The sequence below is a fragment of the Pseudoalteromonas sp. NH0006-26 genome (assembly GCF_057552415.1).
Genome location: NZ_BAAJMJ010000004.1, coordinates 25,141 through 45,969 on the forward strand (window position 1 = coordinate 25,141; position 20,829 = coordinate 45,969).

Annotated in this window: 18 protein-coding genes; 11 read left to right on the forward strand and 7 right to left on the reverse strand. The window is 39.7% G+C overall.

Going from position 1 to position 20,829, the window contains the following annotated elements; translation table 11 throughout:
- The first annotated feature begins 161 nt into the window (after positions 1-161).
- Together bamC and AC27JR_RS07310 are read left to right on the forward strand one after the other, a co-directional pair.
- The gene (gene bamC / locus AC27JR_RS07305) at positions 162-1,220 is read left to right on the forward strand and encodes an NlpB/DapX family lipoprotein (RefSeq protein ID WP_487173199.1); all 1,059 of its coding nucleotides are present in this window, start codon (positions 162-164) and stop codon (positions 1,218-1,220) included.
- 65 nt (positions 1,221-1,285) lie between these two features.
- Positions 1,286-2,674: a YjiH family protein gene (locus AC27JR_RS07310; protein ID WP_487173200.1), complete on the forward strand. Its 1,389-nt coding sequence runs from the start codon at positions 1,286-1,288 to the stop codon at positions 2,672-2,674.
- A 32-nt stretch (positions 2,675-2,706) separates the two neighbouring features.
- On the opposite strand, the gene AC27JR_RS07315 is transcribed toward AC27JR_RS07310, so the two are convergent.
- Positions 2,707-2,853 carry a DUF2897 family protein gene (locus AC27JR_RS07315; RefSeq protein WP_076918494.1) on the reverse strand — a complete coding sequence of 49 codons (147 nt, stop codon included), beginning with the start codon at positions 2,851-2,853 and terminating at the stop codon, positions 2,707-2,709.
- Positions 2,854-2,937: 84 nt separating this feature from the next.
- Positions 2,938-3,474, reverse strand: a complete 537-nt coding sequence (locus AC27JR_RS07320) for an acyloxyacyl hydrolase (protein ID WP_487173201.1) — start codon at positions 3,472-3,474, stop codon at positions 2,938-2,940.
- A gap of 245 nt (positions 3,475-3,719) precedes the next feature.
- Here AC27JR_RS07320 and AC27JR_RS07325 point away from each other — a divergent pair, with 245 nt between their 5' ends.
- Both AC27JR_RS07325 and AC27JR_RS07330 read left to right on the forward strand, forming a co-directional pair.
- Positions 3,720-4,313, forward strand: coding sequence for an MlaC/ttg2D family ABC transporter substrate-binding protein (locus AC27JR_RS07325; protein ID WP_487173202.1), 594 nt, complete (start codon positions 3,720-3,722; stop codon positions 4,311-4,313).
- A gap of 202 nt (positions 4,314-4,515) precedes the next feature.
- Positions 4,516-5,853 carry an ankyrin repeat domain-containing protein gene (locus tag AC27JR_RS07330; protein ID WP_487173203.1) on the forward strand — a complete coding sequence of 446 codons (1,338 nt, stop codon included), beginning with the start codon at positions 4,516-4,518 and terminating at the stop codon, positions 5,851-5,853.
- 64 nt (positions 5,854-5,917) lie between these two features.
- Here AC27JR_RS07330 and AC27JR_RS07335 read toward each other — a convergent pair whose 3' ends face one another.
- Genes AC27JR_RS07335 through AC27JR_RS07355 form a run of 5 tightly spaced genes read right to left on the reverse strand, consistent with a single transcriptional unit; the run spans position 5,918 to position 9,438 of the window.
- Complete coding sequence (locus AC27JR_RS07335) at positions 5,918-6,370, reverse strand: DUF2069 domain-containing protein (RefSeq protein ID WP_487173204.1); 453 nt, start codon at positions 6,368-6,370, stop codon at positions 5,918-5,920.
- Positions 6,367-6,921 carry an NAD(P)H:quinone oxidoreductase gene (gene wrbA, locus AC27JR_RS07340; protein WP_487173205.1) on the reverse strand — a complete coding sequence of 185 codons (555 nt, stop codon included), beginning with the start codon at positions 6,919-6,921 and terminating at the stop codon, positions 6,367-6,369. The genes AC27JR_RS07335 and wrbA overlap by 4 nt, the downstream gene beginning before the upstream one ends.
- A complete protein-coding gene (gene arsC / locus AC27JR_RS07345; RefSeq protein ID WP_487173206.1) occupies positions 6,921-7,268 on the reverse strand; it encodes an arsenate reductase (glutaredoxin) in 348 nt (115 codons plus the stop codon). The genes wrbA and arsC overlap by 1 nt, the downstream gene beginning before the upstream one ends.
- A gap of 55 nt (positions 7,269-7,323) precedes the next feature.
- Entirely contained in the window at positions 7,324-8,781 is a 1,458-nt protein-coding gene (gene bepA, locus AC27JR_RS07350) for a beta-barrel assembly-enhancing protease (RefSeq protein ID WP_487173207.1), read from the reverse strand.
- 12 nt (positions 8,782-8,793) lie between these two features.
- Complete coding sequence (locus AC27JR_RS07355; RefSeq protein WP_008464571.1) at positions 8,794-9,438, reverse strand: hypothetical protein; 645 nt, start codon at positions 9,436-9,438, stop codon at positions 8,794-8,796.
- A gap of 143 nt (positions 9,439-9,581) precedes the next feature.
- Here AC27JR_RS07355 and AC27JR_RS07360 point away from each other — a divergent pair, with 143 nt between their 5' ends.
- The 7 genes from AC27JR_RS07360 to AC27JR_RS07390 all read left to right on the forward strand — a co-directional run bounded on the left by AC27JR_RS07360 (position 9,582) and on the right by AC27JR_RS07390 (position 20,806).
- Positions 9,582-9,800 (forward strand): hypothetical protein, encoded by a 219-nt coding sequence (locus AC27JR_RS07360; protein ID WP_008464573.1) that lies wholly within the window; start codon positions 9,582-9,584, stop codon positions 9,798-9,800.
- Positions 9,793-10,869 (forward strand): AI-2E family transporter, encoded by a 1,077-nt coding sequence (locus tag AC27JR_RS07365; protein ID WP_131691235.1) that lies wholly within the window; start codon positions 9,793-9,795, stop codon positions 10,867-10,869. The genes AC27JR_RS07360 and AC27JR_RS07365 overlap by 8 nt, the downstream gene beginning before the upstream one ends.
- A 108-nt stretch (positions 10,870-10,977) precedes the next feature.
- Positions 10,978-13,230, forward strand: coding sequence for an aminotransferase class V-fold PLP-dependent enzyme (locus AC27JR_RS07370; protein ID WP_487173209.1), 2,253 nt, complete (start codon positions 10,978-10,980; stop codon positions 13,228-13,230).
- A 310-nt stretch (positions 13,231-13,540) separates the two neighbouring features.
- On the forward strand, positions 13,541-15,187 hold the full coding sequence (gene pgi, locus AC27JR_RS07375) for a glucose-6-phosphate isomerase (protein ID WP_487173210.1): 1,647 nt from the start codon (positions 13,541-13,543) through the stop codon (positions 15,185-15,187).
- 236 nt (positions 15,188-15,423) lie between these two features.
- A complete protein-coding gene (gene zwf / locus AC27JR_RS07380; RefSeq protein WP_008464581.1) occupies positions 15,424-16,896 on the forward strand; it encodes a glucose-6-phosphate dehydrogenase in 1,473 nt (490 codons plus the stop codon).
- A 3-nt stretch (positions 16,897-16,899) separates the two neighbouring features.
- Complete coding sequence (gene pgl / locus AC27JR_RS07385; protein ID WP_076918500.1) at positions 16,900-17,610, forward strand: 6-phosphogluconolactonase; 711 nt, start codon at positions 16,900-16,902, stop codon at positions 17,608-17,610.
- A gap of 577 nt (positions 17,611-18,187) precedes the next feature.
- Complete coding sequence (locus AC27JR_RS07390) at positions 18,188-20,806, forward strand: TonB-dependent receptor (protein ID WP_076918501.1); 2,619 nt, start codon at positions 18,188-18,190, stop codon at positions 20,804-20,806.
- The last annotated feature ends 23 nt before the right edge of the window (positions 20,807-20,829 follow it).

Here is a 20,829-nt window from a genome sequence, read left to right on the forward strand (position 1 = left end):
TCTATTTGTAGCCTAGTCTGTTGGTCATCTTGTTGGCTTAATGCAGTTAGATAAGCAAATTATAAATGTAAAGTTAATATTGATTTTACACTGAACCAAATCGGTATTACCCACTCATATATTTGTTAAAACAATTAAGGGTATGCTAAGGAGAATTATCTGTGCAGTATTGGATCCCAAAAGCACTAGCAGTAAGTGTATTGATAAGTTTGTCAGGGTGTAGTGTATTTACAAGTGATGCCCATAATGAGCGTAATTACCGCGCGCATGAGCCGGTTAAAGCACCTGCTTCGTTATCACAGCCCGCTCAAGATCCTGTTTATAAGATGGATGTGGGTCAATATGATAATAATCCGGAGGCAACAAACTATCGTCCGCCGGCGCAAGTGTTAACCATTGCCAAAGGCAGTTGGGTTGAGGAAGCAGATAAACAAGCACGTATTTATTTTGATAAAAATGACGGCATTGACGATTTAGATGTATTCATTTGGGACTCGATTCAAGCAGTGCTTGCTGATAACAACATTAGCGCGACACAACAAAACAAAATGCAAGGAACACTGGAAACAGATTGGTACGCCATTGTTAAGCCAGAAGAAAGCTGGTTATGGGGCGATGATGAAAGTGTTGATTTAGAGCGCTTTAAATTTACTATTGAAGAAAAAGAGCATCAACGTACGGCGTCTTTAACCGCTGAGCTTATTGATTTCAAAGGTGATAAGCCTCTGACTGATTTATTAAAACAGCAGCTAGAAGTGCGCGCACTTAATCAAGTTGTGAGTGAGTTTGATTACCGCTACCGTCAACTTGAAGTTGATATGCGTAAGCGCCAAGGAATAATTTCATTAGAACTTGGGTTTGATAACAAAGGCAATGCTGCACTTGTTACTGAGCAGGCTTACGATACGGTATTCGATCGCTTTTCTGGATTCTTAGAGCGTTTATCTTTCACTATCGTTGAAATAAACCAAGAGACAGGTTTAATTACAGCAGATTACGCGAAAGTAGAAAGTAGTGTATGGGATTCAATTTGGGGTGATGAACCAACAGAGCTTCCAATTGATGAAGGTCAATACCAAATTTTGGTTAGCAAAACCAAACAAGGTGGCACCAGTCTAACGTGGATGGATGACAAAGGCGAAACGCTTGAACCAGGTACCATGAATGGTTTACAACAAGCATTAGAAGCGGCGTTAATCAAGCGCGGTATTAAAATTTAATAAATATAAATACTTCCCACAAAAAGAGCACTTAGCTCTTTTTGTGGTTTTTACAGGTTGAAAATATGTCTCAGTTAGATTCATCACCCCCAGCACCCGTTCAAAAAAGTTATGATTTGAAAGTATGGTTGGTCTTTTTAATTCCTTCTTTAATCGGTGTTTTTTTGTTCATGACGCCAGTACCGTCTGGCGAAATAATGACGATTCCTATTGCGGTAATGGCAAAAGCAATTCAAGCGTTATTTAGTGAAATAGCACTAGGGCTAATAGCTACCATTATTTGTATTACTGGCGCTATGTCGCTGCTGTTTAGTGTGATTAAACCGAAAAGCTTAACCAAATTTCGCTTATTAAATCATTTGTTTAATGTGAGTTGGATTTGGTTAGTAACACGGTTATTTGGTATGGCGTTTGTGCTTTTAACTTATTTTCAAGTTGGGCCGCATGCTATTACCTCAGAAAATACCGGCTTGCTGGTATTGAAAGATTTATTACCGGTGTTGTTTTCGGTGTTTATTTTAGCGGGCTTGTTACTGCCGTTATTACTTAATTTTGGTTTACTTGAGCTGGTGGGTACCTTACTTACTAAAGTAATGCGCCCATTATTTGGGGTGCCAGGACGCAGTGCTGTTAACTGTGTTGCTTCGTGGTTAGGTGATGGTAGCGTCGGTATTTTAATGACTGCACGTCAGTACGAAGATAAATACTACACTCAACGTGAAGCTGCTATTATTGGTACCACTTTCTCCGCTGTTTCAATTACGTTTTGTTTGGTGGTTATTGGCCAAGTTAAATTAGAATATTTGTTTGCTCCGTTTTACTTAACCGTGTGTTTGGCCGGTGTAGTGGCTGCGATAATTGTCCCTCGTTTACCACCACTGCGTTTTAAAAAGGATGTGTTCATTGATGGGGAGCAGCCTGATGGAAACGCCGAACTAGTGCCTGAAGGCAAAACTTTATTTAAGCACTCTCTTGATGTTGCACTGACTAAAGCAGAAAAAGCACCTGGTTTAAAAGGCACCATAGAGGAAGGCGTACATAACGCGTTTGATATGGTGTTTGCGGTATTACCGGTCGTCATGGCTGTGGGTACCTTTGCACTTATTATTGCTGAATACACTCCGATATTTCAATATTTAGGTATGCCGTTTATTCCGTTCTTGGAGCTTTTACAAGTGCCCGAAGCTGAAATGGCGGCACAAACTATTATGGTCGGGTTTGCAGATATGTTTATTCCGTCTATTTTAGCCGCAGGCTCAATTGAAAGTGATGTAACTCGTTTTATTATTGCTGCCATGAGTGTAACGCAACTTATTTATATGTCTGAAGTGGGCGCACTTTTATTAGGCAGTAAAATACCGGTTAATATTTTTGAGTTGTTTGTTATTTTCATCCTCAGAACCTTAGTTACATTACCAGTTATTGCCTTAATGGCACATTGGTTAGTTGGCTAGAGTGACTGTTTAGTTGAAAAAGCCCTGATTATTCAGGGCTTTTTTGTGTCTTTTTTATGAGTAATAGAAGTGGGGGAGGCTTTAAACTCGCTTTTTGCACTCAGGCGTAATAGTGCTAAGTTGCCAATAATAACAGCCATTACAATCACCATAACGAGTACGATTTGCCAAATTTGCATGTTGTTGACCTTATTGTTTATTAAGCAGTAATTATGACCACTTTCAATAAAAGCCGCAATATTTTGAGTGTTTATAACGGGTGTTTAAAACCGTTGCGCTACCGATAAAGTTAAAAAGTTAATCCCTGGGTTAGGTGCTTTAAACCCAGCGTTTGAGTAGTGAATAATGCGCAGTGCTACATTGGTTTCTCCAAAATCGGCTACTAAGCCTATCCTATCTTCAAACTGATAGTGAGTACTTAGGTTTTTTCCTGCAAAATAGCGTTCATCAAGTAATGAAAAGCCGATACCAGCTTCCACATAAAATGGCGTGTTGTATAGGCTAAACGCTGGGAATTGCACCACCGGTGAGACAGCAAATACTAGGTTGGATTGTGATTGTTGATCAAGGCGGTAATGCCATAGGTTAATACTGCTTTCTAGGTAAAAACGTGCATCGCCCACAAAGTTTTGCAAACCCTCTGGATGATACTGATACGCAAGCTTTACCCCAGTCACATTGCCTTCGCCTTTCAGTAGGTCTACGGCATAGCCATGGTTTGAGGATGCATGGGCCGCATGAGTGGTCAGTAAAAATAAACAAAAAACAATAATTGAAATCATATTATATGAGGTCTTCATAACGCCAACTACGGAGGAAATTAAAATAGTAATTAAATGATAAGGGCGGTGAATTGGTGTTTTCAATGAGCACAAAAATCCGCTTGTAGATGGCTTGTTAACTGAACTCTTTAACTGATTGAATTTATTTAACTAATTACATTGGTGCTATATGGGCATTAATAAGGTGCTTATTTACGCCTTTTTTGTTGCCTGTTATTTGCGTAAATTACGCTTAAATTAATTATTTAAGCTATGCATTTATTATGAAACTTATAAAGCTTTTAGTGGTTGTTGCTGTTTTTTTCAGTAGTGCTTTATTTGCACAAGCTCAGTCGTCACCTAAACAATTATTGCAAACTGTAGCCGAATCATTATTTAACGATATTGGAGAGGTAAATGCGCAAGGTAATGCCAGCAAAGAAGCGATGTCTTTAATTGTTGAGCAGCGTTTGATGCCACATATTGATATTAAGTTTGTGTCGTTTAAATTATTAGGCAAACATATTAAAGGCATCAACCGCGAGCAGGGCATTGCCTTTATTGGTGCGGTAGAGCATTACTTAACGGGTACTTATGCGAGTGCACTAATGAAGTATACAGGGCAAGATGTAATCTTTGAGCAAGACGCCGCTGCAAGCGACTCTAAATTTGCCACTGTTAAAACGCAAATTATTGAAGCTAATAAACCCATCATAGATTTACACTTTAAACTTCGCTTAGGGAACGATCAGCAATGGAAAGTATACGATATTGTTGCTGAGGGAATATCACTACTTAGTGCTAAGCAAAAAGAGATCATTCAACGCATTTCTGATGTGGGATTAGATCAAGTCACAGCAGAACTTCAGCAAAGTTAGCAATTAACAGCTCCAACCGTAAAAGCAGCTAATGGCGTATGTCGTTAGCTGCTTTTGTATTTTGGCCTATATTGCATGAGTTTACGCTAGCTTGGCTACTTAGCTGTGTTAGAATATCATCCTATTTGATTAAGCGTGGTGTCAGCTAAAAACTGTTATAACTGACCACTCACCCGAGCTACACTGGAGTTGTGTTGTTTTAATGGAAAATGTACTAATTTGGCCAAAGGAATACCCGTTACTGGTCAAAGGACTGGTTGAACAAAACGGTGCCTTCATTTTAGATGCTTTAGAAGCTTGGCCTGCCTGTCGCTCTACTGAAGAAGATGATGGTGTATGCACCACGGTTTTGCCCCCAATTTATTATTTAACCTGGTTAACCCCCTTAGAGCCGTTTGAAGAATGTTATTTTCAGCATATTTGTGAATATGATGAAGACGCACAAGTGTATATTGCTGCACTTAAAGAGCATTATTTTGCCAATGACTACAGCATAGAAAATATTGTTTTAATGTTATGTCAGCGACTGGAGAAATACGCAAGTGTATCTGCACAAAATAACATTGAAACGCCGCTTTCATTAATTAGCCTATTTTTTAGTAAGCGCTTTTTTACTTTGATAGAGCATGCGCTAGAACAGGGTGCTAAGCTCTCAGCTGCAGATACCTTGTCTATTTGGCAAGAGGTCGATTTTAGAGAGCGTTTAAGTACACACATTCCTCAGTCGATTGCGGACATTGACTATTTAGCAGAGCTTACCAGCGAAAAAGTAGCGGCTGGCAAAGATTACTTTACTTTGTTAACTCAAGTTTCGCCTGATGTTGATTCTATTGTGTTGCTAGAAAATGCCTTACTTGCTCATTTAAACAAGAAAAAAGCTAAGCAAACCATGGCAATGCGATTTATTGAGCAAGGCGCCACAGGCACTTTAACCGATGCAGATAACAAAACAGCATTTATGTGGGCTGCAGAAAAAGGCTATGTAAATGTAGTAGAAACACTCCTGCAGTACCAAGATAAAAAAGCGGTAGACAGTCAAGGTAATACGGCGCTGCATTACGCGGTGATGAGTAAAAATGAATCGTTAATGATTTTACTGCTCAAAGCGGGATATGATTTTAGAGCGCGTAATAACGAGGGGTTAAGTTGTTATCGCTTAGCGGTAAGCATTAAAGCCAGTAACTTAGTTAAATGTCTTGAGCGTGACTTTGGTATTAAAGAGTTATCCCCAGAAGGGCAGTTGGAGCGAATTAAAAAAGTGCATGTATTACATGCGGTTGTAGCTTTATTATTACCGTTACAGTTATTCTTCTTTTTTGATGAAAAGATCACTATAAAAAGTGAGCTAACCCTTTTTATGACTATGACGACGGTAGTGTGTTTTTTCTTTGCAACAAATTTAAAGCGCTGTTCGTTGTATCCACATATAAAGCACCCTTGGGGATTATTTTTAGTCAGAATGATGTCGGTTTTTAGTCTGGTAGCGCAGCTAGGTTTAGCTTGTATAGTGGGGCTGGCAGCTTTAAGCGAGTTAGTTTAAACACTCATTTAAAAACATAAAAAACGCGCTAGTATAGCGCGTTTTTTATGTTTTTAGCTGCTAGCTATGAGTTGTTTTTATCGTGTTCATGCGCTGCTTTTTCTTCAGCAAGTTCATCTTTAAGCTTGCGAATCTTAAGTCCAAGCTCTTGTCCTCTATGGCGTGCATAGTAAGTGCAGCCAATAAACATAGACGAGGCAAATAGTAACTCTAGCAAGACCCATATTAGCTCATCTTGAGCAACCCACAGCAATGTAAAGCCATGGATAAAATAAAACATAACGATAAAATTAGCCCACGCATAGGTGTAGGTTTTATCTTGTAGTATGCCTTTTAAAGGTAATAACAGCGGTAACACATAGACTAAAAAGAGAAAGGCGTCACTGTGGCCTTCTCTTGGTGCTAATACAAACATCCATAGTGGCATTAAAATAAGCAGGCCAAAATAACCAAATAAGGCTAGGCGCTGAAATTTTATGGTCACTGGTTTTTTTGCTGACTCGCTCTTTTGGGTCATTTAAGTTTACTCGCAACTTGCGTCAAGCGTTTACCGACGCTTTGACATATTTTAATTTCATCTTTACTTAGGGTAGAGCTGTTACTACTGCCAGCAACATGGGAAGCGCCATAAGGTGTGCCTCCTGTTTCGGTGCTAAGTAATTCAGGTACATCGTAAGGTACGCCCATTAACATCATCCCATGATGTAATAATGGTAGTGATAAATTTAGTAGGGTTGCTTCATTTCCCCCATGCATACTGCTAGATGATGAGAACACACAAGCAGGTTTATCTATAAGTTGGCCTTTAAGCCACAGATCACTGGTGGTTTCCCAAAACGTTTTTGCTTGTGCGGCCATCATACCAAAGCGGGTAGGTGTACCAAATGCAAGCCCATCACAAGCGACTAAATCGTCTTTATTTATCACAATGTCATGTGGGTTTTTAGCCACAAACGTACGCAACAAGGCGGTTGCGCCTTGTTGCTCTATTGATTCTGCAATCTCATGCGCCATGGCTTCTACAGAGCCATGGCTTGAGTGGTACAGCACCACAATGGTTGCACTCATTATAGAACGCTTAATACGTTTTCTGGCGGACGACCCAAGGCCGCTTTATTGTTGTTAACAACAATGGGGCGTTCAATTAATTTTGGGTTTTCGACCATGGCAGTAATAAGAACCGACTCATCATTTTCGTCTTTTAAATTAAGGGCTTTATATTGCTCTTCTTTGGTGCGCATTAAATCGCGTGCCGAATTAAACCCCAGTTGAGAAACTAAGGTACTAATTTGCTCATGAGAAAGCGGTGTTTTTAAATATTCAACAACACTCGGTTCAATATTTTTACTTTGCAATAGGTTAAGTGTTTCACGCGATTTTGAACAACGCGGATTGTGGTAAATAGTAACTGACATAAAAGGTGCATCCAAAGTATAAATTGCGGCTATTTTAGGTGAACTCAGCAAAGACTTAAAGCCTTGCAAGCTCTTTTTGCAATAACCGATATTGTGTGAGTAACGCTTTTAAACGCTGTTGTTTTACATTTTCACTAGGCTCTACAAAATTAAGCGCTTTTTGTATTTCGTCAGCGGCTTTTAAATATGCGCCATATTGCGATAACACATCGGCGTTAGCTTCATGATACGCGGCCAACTTTTCTTGTTTTTTATAGGCGTCGGTTAAAAGCTGTTTACCTAAACTGTGATCTGGTTTTTCTAATAAAAACGACTTTAGTGTGTTTTCAGCTAACTCATATTGCTCAGCTTCTAACGCGGCGTTTGCATAATTTAAAGTGATTACTTGGTTGTTTGGCCGATAGTTATTTAATTCACTTAAGTAACTAACTGCGTCAGCTGCTTTTTTTTGTGCAATTAGCAAGTCTGTTTTTGTATCAATATAAAATAAGTTTTTAGGATCGCTTGCCAATAACTTATCCAGGATAAGCTGTGCTTCATCCGTTTTCTTCTGATCAACTAAGCTAATCGCTAAACCATACTGTAGTGCTACGTTATTGTAGGTATTTTCGCGCATTAACTTTCTAAATAAGGCCTCTGCGTTTTCGGGTTTGTTATCGTAACGTGCCAATACACGGCTTTTTGCTAAGTTAAAATCCAGGCTTGAACCTATCTGGCGTTTTGGATATTGCTCGGCGCGTAAGCGTACATCCGACACGCGGCTTTCAGGAAGTGGGTGAGTCAGTAAAAATGCAGGGGGTTTATATTTATAACGAATTTGCGCTGCAAGTTTAGTTAAAAATTCACTGGAAGCTCGGGCATCAAATCCTGCATTATTAAGAGTTTGCATACCAATTCTATCGGCTTCTTGTTCGGCCGAACGGCTATGGGTGAGTTGGCTAAATGCCGACTGTGTTTGGCTGGCTGAAATTATCGCCATGCCTGCATCTGGGGCTACAACGGCTGCTAAAATACCGGCTATCATACCGGCAATAGTAAGACCGCTATTGTCTTGCTGTTGCTGAATGCGCCTTGCAAGGTGGCGCTGTGTAACGTGCGCAATTTCGTGACCAAGCACTGAGGCAAATTGACTCTCGTTATCGGCTTGAGCAATTAAGCCCGTGTGCACACCTACATGACCGCCATAAAATGCAAAGGCATTAATTTCGGGGTTATTTAACCAAAAAAATGAAAAACCAAAGCGCACATCATTGGCATTCGCAACTAACTTTCGGCCTAAAGTTGTTAGGTATTCATCAAGCACCGGATCGTTAATTAATGGCGAAGAGCCTCTGATCTGCATCATCATCACTTCACCAATTGCTTTTTCTTTTTCGAGCGGCAAAGCTTGCAGTGCAGACGTGCCTAAGTCGGGCAATTGAAGATTTGTTTTTGCCTTTAACGGCTCACTTATTAGTAGGCTAAATGTAAGCACTGCACTGCATAAAGTGATAAAGGCTGATTTTAGCTGCATTATATTCCTTGTTTATTTTTTATCAGGGGCACTAGCTGTATCATCTGTGTATAAACGGCTGTCCTTTTCACATAGTTGATAAAACGCCTTAATTGAGACCCCATCAACCTTAACAATGTTCAATTGAGTTTGTAAAAAAGCAATAATCTTATGAACCACTTTATGGGAATGTAATATAAGCGCTTTGTCTGCTTCATCGCCTTGGTCTAAGTAAAAGCCAATAAATTTATGTAACTGATTAATGCGAATAACGGTTTTCATGGTCAATGGATCCCACAGTATAAACTCCATTGACTCATCATGTCGTGCGTATCTATCGATGGCAGTATCATGAGAAAAAGGGAACGCTTGTAGTTCAAAGCCGCGCTCTGTAAATACCTGATGCAATGAAATTCGTGGCTTGTTATTGCTCTCTTTCTCAAAAAGCTCATTAGGGTCTATGCCTAACGCCTTGAGGTTCCAATTGCGCTTGTCGGTAATACGCTTTATGGCATTATCAAATCCATGATCAAAAATGCTTTCACACTCGCTTACTGACGAAGCTACTAAGTGATAAAAATGCGGCAGCTCCCCCCAATTAATTTGTTTTTTAAACCAATTAATTTCTTTGAGAGTTGGATTGCTAGGCAATTGCGCTTTATTATGCGAATTAGACATTAACGTATCCTTTTAGCTAACTATGCTATAAGGATAAACCATTGCAGAGGTTGTTTTAAGAAAAAGTTAAATTTAACTGCGGTTAATCTTAATTAGCCCAGGTATAGGACTTATTATTAATGTGAACAGGTAGCGAAACGAGTATGCTAGAGCTAGATTTGCGCGCTTATAAATGCCCACAGCAATTTATTCAGTTTAAATTAGGGCTGCGTGAGGCAATATCGTTAAGACAAGCAATTACCTTTAATATCTCAAGCGAGCAAAACACAGACGATATTGAACGATATTTGCAAAAAAAAATGTATTATTACAAGTTAAATAAACAACAATCGTTGTTATTAGTGGAGCCGTTGCGTGTTTGAATATGTAAAAGCATGGTATGAAAAAAAGTTTTCTGATCCTAATTCAGTTACTTTACTTTTTTTATTATTGGCACTGGTTGCCATGTTGTACTTTTTTGGCCCATTAATTGTGCCTGTGTTAGTGGCACTGATCATTGCTTATTTATTAGATTGGCCCGTGGTTCACTTGGAGCGGTTTGGCTTAAAGCGCTTTACCGCTACTAGCATAGTGATGCTTATATTTATTGGTATTATGCTTACTTTAATACTAGTTATAGGCCCGGTGCTTTGGCAGCAAAGTAGTAACTTAGTACAAGAAACCCCGCATATGGTAGAGCAAGGTAAATCGTTTTTACTCGACCTACCAGCTAAATACCCCAGCCTTATTAGTGCGGAGCAAGTGCAGTCTATTGTGGTAACGGTAGAAACCAAAGTGTTGGAATTTGGCCAAGTGGTGCTGTCGGCATCGCTCAATTCATTAAAAGATGCTGTTGCGTGGTTGATTTATCTTATTTTAGTACCACTACTGGTGTTTTTTATGCTTAAAGACAAAGTAGAGCTCAGTGCCAGCATTGCTAAACTGATCCCGCGCCAACGACGCTTAATTTTGCAAGTGTGGCATGAAATGAATCAGCAAATAATGAATTATATTCGTGGCAAAGTTTTCGAAATTTTAATTATTGGCTCGGTGTCTTTTATTGCCTTTACTGTATTGGACTTACGTTATGCGGCTCTGTTAGGTGTATTAGTTGGCTTTTCAGTACTTATTCCGTTTGTTGGCGCCGCGCTGGTTACTATCCCTGTGGCGGCGGTGGCGCTGTTTCAATTTGGTTTAGAAACACAGTTTTGGACCATTTTAATTATTTACGGCATTATTCAAGCGCTTGATGGTAATGTGTTGGTTCCTTTGTTGTTCTCTGAAGCGGTTGATTTAAATCCGGTGTTTATTATTGTCGCCGTGTTATTTTTTGGTGGGCTGTGGGGCTTTTGGGGCGTGTTTTTTGCCATTCCGTTAGCATCATTAGTAAAAGCGCTGATCAAGGCGTGGTCATCCACACATGAAGAACTCGCACAAGAGCTCGATAACTAAAAAAGCATAGTAAACGCATCCTTAAAACTAAAGATTATTATTCATTCCTATTAAAACTATGTATTATTGGGAATAAGATATATTTTTTAGTAATAAGGTGCGTTTTTAATGTCAGATTTTTTATTGCCAGATAAACCCAATGATCAAGTTTATCTCGATGCGAATGCGACCACACCTGTATTGCCATGTATTGCAGAGGTGGTGTGCCATGCGATGCAAATTTGCTTTGGTAATCCCTCAAGCCCCCATATAACAGGCATTCAAGCGAAGCACTTATTAGAACAAACTAGGCAAAAAGCGCGCAGCGTTATTGGCGCGCAGCAAGGCGATATTTTATTCACCTCGGGTGCTACTGAAGGTATTCAAACTGCTATCGTATCAACGCTAATTAACGCCAAAAATCACATCAAATCTAAACCGGTTTTATTGTACGGAGCAACTGAGCACAAAGCGGTACCTAATACGCTAAAACATTGGAATACCGTACTTGAAATTAACGCTGACATTATTGCTATACCGGTTAACCGTAATGGTATTTTAGATTTAGACTTTATTGCTCAGCATATTGATAATGCCCTGATGATTTGCACTATGGCTGTTAATAACGAAACGGGTGTGTATCAAGATCTAAGTGCTATAGAGAAGGTGATTCGTAGTCGAAATAGCGATGTGACTTGGATGGTTGATTGCGTACAAGCACTGGGCAAGCAACAACTTAACCTAAGTGAAACAAGTATCGATTATGCGCCATTTTCAGGGCATAAACTCTATGCACCCAAAGGCATCGGCTTATTGTATATTCGTCAAGGTAGCCCATATACGCCGTTTATAGCTGGCGGTGGCCAAGAAAGTGGCATGCGCTCAGGTACAGAGAACCTGCCCGGTATTGCAGGGCTTAATAAGCTGTTTAGTTTGCTGCTTGATAAACAAGACGATACTTTTAAATCAACAGATGTACTTAATTTGTATCGCGATAAACTGCATAATGCCTTGGTTGATACCTTCGGCTCTATTACCTTTAACCATGATTTTGCTTGTTCTGTGCCTACAACGTTAAACTTTGCAGTTAATGATTTAACCAGTAAAGAAGTTATTGATTTATTTGATGCTGCCGGTATCAGGGTGAGCGGTGGCTCAGCTTGTAGCACGGGGGCAACCCGAAGTTTTGTACTTGATGCGATGGGAGCCTCAAAATGGCAAAGTGAAAACGCGATTCGTTTATCATTTGGACCTGCCGCCACTATGGCGCAAATAGACTATGCATGTGAGCAAATTCGCGCACTCAAAACGGTATTACAAGCAAATTGCTTGGTTATTTCTGATAGCAGCCTTGTGGCCCAAGAAGTGTGTGCTTTTGGTCTTACCCAATTTAGACATCAAGGTGCTTGCAGTTGGTTGTATGTAGCTGACGATCAACAGGCATTTATTATTGACCCGATTATTGAACTGATCCCTCGCTTTGAAAAAATAGTGAATACGCAAAATTTAACTATTACTGCTATTTTAAACACGCATGAGCACCAAGATCGTCACTGTGCACTTAATTTAATGCGCAGTGCACTGAAAGAAAATCTAGTTGCTGGCGAAGTTGATCAATTAGGTTGGCCTATTAACTGCGAACAGTTGCAACTAAACGAGCATGTACTTGAAAAGTTAGCGACGCCTGGGCACAGCCAAGATAGCGTGAGTTATTTATTAAACGCTAATAATGGCGATGTGCAGTACTGCTTTTGTGGTGATTTAATTTTACCTGCAGGGCTTGGTAATACAGTACTTGATGGGGGAGATGCGATGCAGATGGCACACTCTCTGACTCAGTTAGCGGCAGAGCTTAATCCAAGCAGTGTGATATGTTCTGGACATGATTATCAACAGTGTTTTGCCATGAATTGGGCTGTGCAACAGCAGCAAACACCTTTATTAAAAGCGCTTATTAAAGGTGATATCAGTCATGCTGAATTTGCCGTGCAAAAACAACAAGCCGACTCACAACAGGCCCGAGTAAATTCGCTTTGTGGCTATGTTAATGCAAAGCCTGCGGTAAACACTTCGCAGCTTAGCTTTAATCAAGCAAAAGACATGCTCTTACATGATAATGTGTATTTAATTGATACCCGAGAACCTTATGAGCATGGCGCAAACAATATAAGTGCATTGCTCAATGTTCCCGAGGCTAAAACTTTAAATATCCCCTTAAGTCGAATGGCCTATGCACTTACCCAAGACCAACTAGATAAAAAAAATAAATATATACTGGTGTGTCGAAGTGGGAACCGTTCAAAAATTGCGGCAGCAAATTTAATTGAACTTGGTTATAGCAGTGTTTTTAACTTATCAGGTGGTTTAGCATTGACAGGCTGATACCCTAATAAAGGAAAAAGGCCGACATGTGTCGGTCTTTTTTTTGTCTGCTTCAATTAGAAATTAATCAAATCTTCATTGTTCAGAGGGGTTGAACTGTTGTTAATTTCAATTTTTAATTTTATGATACCGGTGTCAAAAGCAAAAAATTGCGCTATCATCTGCATCAAAGCTTATAAAAATAACGCAATTTAGACTATTTAAGCTATAATATTGGGCTTTGCTTTTTACAAAAACCGCTTGTTTAGTGTCGTAAAAAATAAAATAAAACGCTTAAAATCAATAGATTAATTAATTAGGGGATATTTACATGGCGAGCCGTTCTGAGTTAGTAAGTTGGCAAGCACTAAAAAATAGTGCACAAAGGATGACACAAACGCATCTGAAAACTTTATTTGCACAAGACGATTCTCGTTTTTCTCAATTCTCTACTCAAATTCCAGGTGTGTTGTTTGATTACTCAAAACAACGCATAGATGAAAGTGTATTTGCCCAATTAATTTCATTAGCGAAAGAATGCGACATTGAAGCCTGGCGTGAAAAAATGTTTATCGGTGAAAAAATTAATATCACCGAAGACCGTGCGGTTTTACATACCGCACTTAGAAATCGCGCTCATACACCGCTTATTGTTGACGGCGAAAATATTACAGAAGCGGTCGATAGTGAACTTGCCAAAATTAAGACCTTTGTTGAAAAAGTGCGTAGTGGCCAATGGCTAGGTTATACCGGAAAAGCGGTAAAAGATGTGGTTAGCATTGGTGTTGGTGGTTCAAACTTAGGGCCACAAACGGCAACAGAAGCACTTAAAGCAGTGGTTGATAAGCCATTAAACGTTCACTATGTTTCAAATGCAGATGGCGTACAAATTGCGTCGGTACTAGATAAAGTAAACCCTGAAACCACGTTGTTTGTAATTTCGTCAAAGACATTTACTACCTCAGAAACCATGACTAACTCAAAAACAGCGGTTGATTGGTTTTTAGATAGTGCAAAAGATGACAGCGCTATAGCAAAGCATTTTGTTGCAGTAAGCACCAATTTAGAAAAAACCGCTGCATTTGGTATTAGTGACGAAAACGTATTTACCATGTGGGATTGGGTTGGTGGTCGTTTTTCTCTTTGGAGCGCCATTGGCTTACCTATTGCACTTTATGCTGGGTTTGAAGCGTTTGAGGACATTCTAGAGGGAGCATTTGAAGTTGATGAGCACTTTAAATCGGCGCCGCTTGAACAAAATATTCCTTTGCTTATGGCGCTACTTAGCATCTGGAATACCAGCTTTTTAGGATTTGATTCGCAAGCTATTTTACCATACGACCAGGCACTGCATATGTTGCCAGCGTATTTACAACAAGGTGAAATGGAAAGTAACGGTAAACACGTCACTTTTGATGGGCAAACCGTACCTTACACTACCGTGCCTATTATTTGGGGTATGACAGGAATAAACGGTCAGCATGCGTTTTATCAATGTTTGCACCAAGGTAATGTGATTGTTCCTGCTGATTTTATTGGCTCTGTAAAACCACAGGTTAACGTCGATAAGCATCACGATATTTTATTATCGAACTTTTTTGCACAAACCGAAGCACTAATGAACGGGGTTGATGCTAAGCAGATAACGGCTGATCTAACAGCTAAAGGCAAAACGCCTGCACAAATTGAAATGCTACTTAAGCATAAAATTCACCAAGGGAACCGCCCAACAACGTCTATATTATTAGACACGGTTGATGCAAAAGCGGTCGGTCGATTAATTGCACTTTATGAACATAAGATTTTTTGTCACGGTATTATTTTACAAATATGTTCATTTGATCAGTGGGGTGTAGAGCTTGGTAAAGGCTTAGCATCTAAAATTGAAGCTGAATTAACTGATGATAACGTGGTTAATGAGCATGACAGCTCAACACAGGGCTTAATGGCGTACTACAAACAACACCGTACGCAGTAACATTTTCACTTATTACACAATAAGTAACCAAATACCTTTGAACGGGTAGCGCTGGAGTCCTAGGGCCTGTATTTTTGTGAGAGGAATTACAGTGTCCCTAGACCCATTTTTTAATCGCGCAGATAACTAACAACATTAGCAGGCCTTGCGCTGAGGTCTGCATTATCCAGATAATAAACCGCTATAACTGATTACCAATACGGTAGTGGCAGGTAGCATAAACGTAGAGAGTAACTATGCTTAATCCTTTTGATATTATAATTTTTGGGGGCGGTGGTGATCTTGCGTTACGCAAATTACTTCCTGCAATGTATCGAGCATATCAAGAAGGTAACTTACCGCAAGGCTCACGTATTTTGCCTACCGTGCGCGAACAAAGTAAATGCGATGAATACATCGATACTGCACACAAAGCATTACAAGAATTTTTAAGCGAAGGCGAATATAACGCAAAAGATTGGAAATCGTTCTCAGGCTTTTTAGTACCTGTAGTGAGCAATGTCACCGAGGCGGATGATAACTGGGATGTATTGAAAAAAATTCTAGATGAAGACGACAGCGATAAATCACGAGTATTTTACTTATCTCTTCCACCTGCTGTTTATGGCACCTGTTGTGAAATATTATCAACTAAAAAACTAATTACTGCTAACTCGCGCGTTGTAGTAGAAAAACCGATTGGTTACTGCGGTGAGTCAGCCGAAGTGATTAATGCGAAAATTGCACAGTACTTCAACGAAGAACAAATTTTCCGTATTGACCACTACTTAGGTAAAGAAACGGTTCAAAACTTAATGGCCTTGCGTTTTTCAAATTCATTATTTGAGAACATGTGGGATGCTAAATCGATTGATAATATTCAAATTAGCTTGTCAGAAACGGTAGGGCTTGAAAGCCGTGCTGGTTTTTATGACAAAGCGGGTGCCTTACGTGACATGGTGCAAAACCACTTGTTACAGCTACTTTGTTTAGTGGCTATGGAGTCACCACATAAGTTAAACGCTAACAGCATCCGTAACGAAAAATTAAAAGTATTAGAAGCATTACGTCCACTTGAAGACACAGATGTTGATAATAATATTATTCGTGGTCAGTACGTACCTGGTGATTTAAACGGTAAAATAGTCCCAGGTTACCTTGAAGAGCTAAACGAAGGGGCGAGTAAAACCGAAACTTTCGTTGCTATTCGTGCGCATATTGATAACTGGCGTTGGGCGGGCGTGCCTTTTTATCTGCGCACCGGTAAACGCATGGCGAAGCGCTGCGCTGAAATTGTAGTGCAATATAAAAAAGTATCGCATAACGTGTATGAAGACAGCGTAGGCAATATTGAACCAAACCGTTTGATTATTCGCTTACAGCCTCAAGAAAGCATTCAGTTAACACTGATGTCAAAGCGTCTTGATAACTTAGATATGCAACTTGAACCTGTAACGATGAATATTGAATTGTCACAAGCATATAGTAATGGTTTCCATTCTGATGCTTATAAACGTTTAATGCTTGATGCGGCCGCTAATAATCCTTCATTATTTATTCACCGCGACGAAGTACGCCAAGCGTGGAAATGGATTGATCCAATTATTGAGCGTTGGCAAGAGAAGGGTAAACCTTCATTGTACCGAGCGGGTAGTTGGGGTCCTGAAGACGCTGATGATTTATTAGCAGAGAATAACCATGTTTGGTTTAACACCGGTGATAAGGCATAAGTAATGGCAACAATAGTAGAAAAGTTTTTTGACGATAAAGCCGCTTTAACTGATGAATTATCTCAGTCATTAGAGCAGGCCTTACGTGATGGTATTGAAGCTGATGGCCGTGCAGTGCTAATGGTTTCAGGTGGCTCTTCACCTGAACCTGCGTACAAGCATTTATCAACCCTTGATTTAAACTGGGCTCATGTTGATGTTGCTATGGTTGATGAACGTTGGGTAGAGGCAAGTCACGAAAAGAGTAATGAAGCATTCATTAAGCGTACCTTGCTACAAAACCATGGTGCAGCGGCTAATTTTATTAGCATGAAAAATGCAGCAGCCACTGCAGAGCAAGGTGTTGATGCGTGTGAAGCGCAGTTTCAAGCATTAAAGCGTCCGTTTGATGTGACTATTTTAGGTATGGGCCCAGATGGACATACAGCTTCGTTATTTCCACATGCTCAAGGGCTAGAAAACGGCTTAGATTCAAGTCAACTTGTGTGCGCCATTAATGCAATTGAGAGTGATGTAACAGGGAGTATTACCGAGCGCATGAGCTTAACCCTAAATGCAATTTCACAATCTAAAGTAGTTAAATTACTCATTAGTGGCGATGAAAAGCTGGCTGTGTATAAACAAGCTTTAGCGGGTGGTGATGTGAATGATATGCCGTTACGTGCAGTACTGAACCATCCTGAGATCAACATTGAAGTGTATTGGGCACCTTAATTTAGTCTAAACTAGCTGCTTTAAAACCATGTTGAATTGATGGTTTAATGAAAGGTCAGTCGCTTTTGCTACTGGCCTTTTTTATTGGTGAGTTGTTTTCACTCTTGATTAATTTATACAACAAAGTGTTGTAAAAAATTTTGAAGCTTAAATATTACCCTAAAACTAAGTACCTTTTAAATCCTCTTACAACTCCCTAAAACCACTGAATAAATCTTTATTTATCAATTAAAACAATTAGTTATCACATGGTTGAAATTGAGCAATATAGCGTTTTAATCGCATCTGCTATCCGCGCAGTCATCTACTTTAAATACATTAAGTATAAAAAACGTCATTATTTACATGCTTGGTATGAAGAGTAATTACCAGTCGAACTCTACTTTTTCATGAAATAATTAATCACATTTAAATCAATGGCTTAATTGTAAATGAGTTAAATTTCATACAAAAAGCGCGGAAAAATGTAGCAAAATTGTAATTTAGCATGTATGGTTTGTTACTACTATGACAGCGCTGTCATGGCGGTTAGGCAAAATGATAAACAAAACCAATAAAATGATTCGAGGGGAATCCTGTGTTAGCTAAAAATTTTAAAAAAAGCTTATTAGCAGTAAATATCGGCTTAGTTGTGGGAGCTGGGTTTACTGGTGCTGCATTCGCAGCAGATGAAGTTAAGGTTCAAGATGATGTTGAAGTTATTGAAGTACGCGGTATTCGCGCTTCAAATAAAGAAAACTTAAACGGAAAACGTTTTTCTAATGCTGTTGTCGACGTAGTAACAGCGGAAGATGTTGGTAAGTTTCCTGATGGCGATGTAGGTGAGTCTCTTGGTCGTATTTCTGGTGTTAGTGTATCTCGTCAGTTTGGACAAGGTCAGCAAGTATCAATACGTGGTGCTTCAGCACAACTTACACGTACATTACTTGATGGCCATACTGTTGCGTCAACAAGTTGGTTTGACCAACAAGCAGTAGACCGCAGTTTCAACTACTCATTATTACCTTCAGAATTAGTCGGTGGCTTAGAAGTTTATAAGTCGTCACAGGCTAATCTAGTTGAAGGTGGTATTGGTGGTACGGTTATCGTTAAAACACGAAAACCACTAGATTTAGACGCAAACACTGTGTTTGCAAGTGTAAAAGCTGATTATGGTACAGTTTCTGAAGAGACAGATCCTGAACTTTCTGGCTTATACAGCTGGAAAAACAATAACGAAACATTTGGTATCCTAGCGGCAGGCTCATTATCTGAAGTAGATTACCAACGTAACGGTATTGAATCATCAGGTGGCTGGAGTGGCGGTATGGCGCCAACAACATTCCAACAAGCGCGTGAACGTACGGCGTACAATGTTGCCATGCAATATCAGCCGTCAGATTCACTTGTATTAGGCTTGACTTACACTAGCTTAGAGTTAGATGCGAATAATGCTAACTCGCAAATCATTATCTTCCCAGGTGAGGGCTCATGTGAGCAAGTTAACGCATCTGGTAACTGTGTCTCTCGCAACATAGATGGCACTGGTACTGCTTTTTTCCAAACATGGGCGCGTAAAGCAAACATGAAGTCTGATACTGTTGATTTAGACTGGCAGTATGATGCAGAGTCATTCACATTTAAAGGCCGTGTAGGTAAAACCAGTGCTGATAGTGACGTAACAACTGCAAACTATGGTATGTTTGCTAATAATAATAGTGACCTAAATGGTTCTATGGATATGACTGGTGATGTGACTAAATTTAATTTAGCAAACCAATCTTACGATGCGAGCATTTTACCTGATACCATCAGTCCGCAAACATGGGCGCCTGAATATAACCCTGATTCAGATGAAGAAAGCTACTTAAACTTAGATTTCGAAATTCCACTTGATCTTGGTGTGGTTACTGCTATTAAAACTGGTTTAAGATATGCCGATCATAAAGTTGTTCAAGATGGTAATGCTGCTATTGTAAACCCAGATTTAGTGCCTGTGCGAAATGCATCTGCATACTACCCTGGTACAGTGACTGCGGGCGGTGGCTTTGTTATACCTGAACCTGATATGGATTTAATGATTGCTGATTCATTAGCAATGACTGAAGGTTATACTGCACGCCCACAAGCTTATGGCACCATTGAAGAAGAAAATTTAGCAATCTATGCGATGGCTGATTTTGACGCAGGTGGTATTCGCGGTAATTTAGGTGTGCGTTACATCTCAACTGATATTTCGTCAGATTACTATGACTTAAGCGATGAAGGTGTTTACGATTCTACCTTATCTACAGATAAAGCAGATTACAGTGAGTTCTTACCAAGCTTAAACGTCGTTATGGACTTAGCTGATAACGTCATTTTACGTACCTCGGCAGCACAAGTTATTTCTCGTCCTAATTACGCTGACTTATTTGCAACGCGTAATCTAGCTGGCTATACAGATAATCGCCCTTTAAATGAAGTTTTAAATACTGGTAACGTTGGTTTAAGCCCGTTTAAAGCATTCCAAGCTGATATCGGTGTTGAATGGTATTTTGATGACGATGCAATGTTAAGCGTCACTTACTTTACTAAAGAAGTAAGTTCGTTTATCTCTACACAACAACAAACGAATCAACAAATTGGTATTGATATCCCAGTTTATACAACCAACCCAGATGCAGGCGAACCACCATGTGGCGCGCAGCAATATGACTGTTGGACAGTGAGCTCTTCTACCAATGGTACAGGTGGTTCAATTGAAGGTATTGAGTTCCAAATTCAAGATTCGTTTGATAACGGCTTTGGTTATTCATTTAACTATACCTATTCAGATGCTGAGGCTCCAGCAGAGAACTACCCGGACCGTGTTGGTGTATTTTCTGATTCATCGAAAAATAGCTACAACGTAGTTGGTTTTTATGAAAATGATGATTTTTCTGCACGTTTAGCATATAACTGGCGTTCAGAGTTTATTATTCGTGAAGCACCAGGTTGGTATGGTAACCGTGAGCATCAAGCCTACGGACAGCTAGATTTCAGTGCAACGTACTCTGTCACTGACTACTTAGATGTTACTTTCGAAGGTATTAACTTAACAGAGGAAGACAGTATTCAGCTTGGTAATAATGATGCATCAACATCATTACCAAACCCTGATCTACTCAATGACTTCCCAGTGTGGAGCTTTGAAGGTGAAGCACGTTATAAACTTGGTGTAACAATGCGTTTCTAATACGCTGAGTTAATAAAAGTAAT

Bases quoted from the DNA above. Each gene is read 5' to 3' on its own strand.
- AC27JR_RS07310 (WP_487173200.1), top strand. From the start codon at position 1,286: ATGTCTCAGTTAGATTCATCACCCCCAGCACCCGTTCAAAAAAGTTAT.
- AC27JR_RS07315 (WP_076918494.1), bottom strand. From the start codon at position 2,853: ATGCAAATTTGGCAAATCGTACTCGTTATGGTGATTGTAATGGCTGTT.
- AC27JR_RS07320 (WP_487173201.1), bottom strand. From the start codon at position 3,474: ATGAAGACCTCATATAATATGATTTCAATTATTGTTTTTTGTTTATTT.
- AC27JR_RS07325 (WP_487173202.1), top strand. From the start codon at position 3,720: ATGAAACTTATAAAGCTTTTAGTGGTTGTTGCTGTTTTTTTCAGTAGT.
- AC27JR_RS07330 (WP_487173203.1), top strand. From the start codon at position 4,516: ATGGAAAATGTACTAATTTGGCCAAAGGAATACCCGTTACTGGTCAAA.
- AC27JR_RS07335 (WP_487173204.1), bottom strand. From the start codon at position 6,370: ATGACCCAAAAGAGCGAGTCAGCAAAAAAACCAGTGACCATAAAATTT.
- wrbA (WP_487173205.1), bottom strand. From the start codon at position 6,921: ATGAGTGCAACCATTGTGGTGCTGTACCACTCAAGCCATGGCTCTGTA.
- arsC (WP_487173206.1), bottom strand. From the start codon at position 7,268: ATGTCAGTTACTATTTACCACAATCCGCGTTGTTCAAAATCGCGTGAA.
- bepA (WP_487173207.1), bottom strand. From the start codon at position 8,781: ATGCAGCTAAAATCAGCCTTTATCACTTTATGCAGTGCAGTGCTTACA.
- AC27JR_RS07355 (WP_008464571.1), bottom strand. From the start codon at position 9,438: ATGTCTAATTCGCATAATAAAGCGCAATTGCCTAGCAATCCAACTCTC.
- AC27JR_RS07360 (WP_008464573.1), top strand. From the start codon at position 9,582: ATGCTAGAGCTAGATTTGCGCGCTTATAAATGCCCACAGCAATTTATT.
- AC27JR_RS07370 (WP_487173209.1), top strand. From the start codon at position 10,978: ATGTCAGATTTTTTATTGCCAGATAAACCCAATGATCAAGTTTATCTC.
- pgi (WP_487173210.1), top strand. From the start codon at position 13,541: ATGGCGAGCCGTTCTGAGTTAGTAAGTTGGCAAGCACTAAAAAATAGT.
- zwf (WP_008464581.1), top strand. From the start codon at position 15,424: ATGCTTAATCCTTTTGATATTATAATTTTTGGGGGCGGTGGTGATCTT.
- pgl (WP_076918500.1), top strand. From the start codon at position 16,900: ATGGCAACAATAGTAGAAAAGTTTTTTGACGATAAAGCCGCTTTAACT.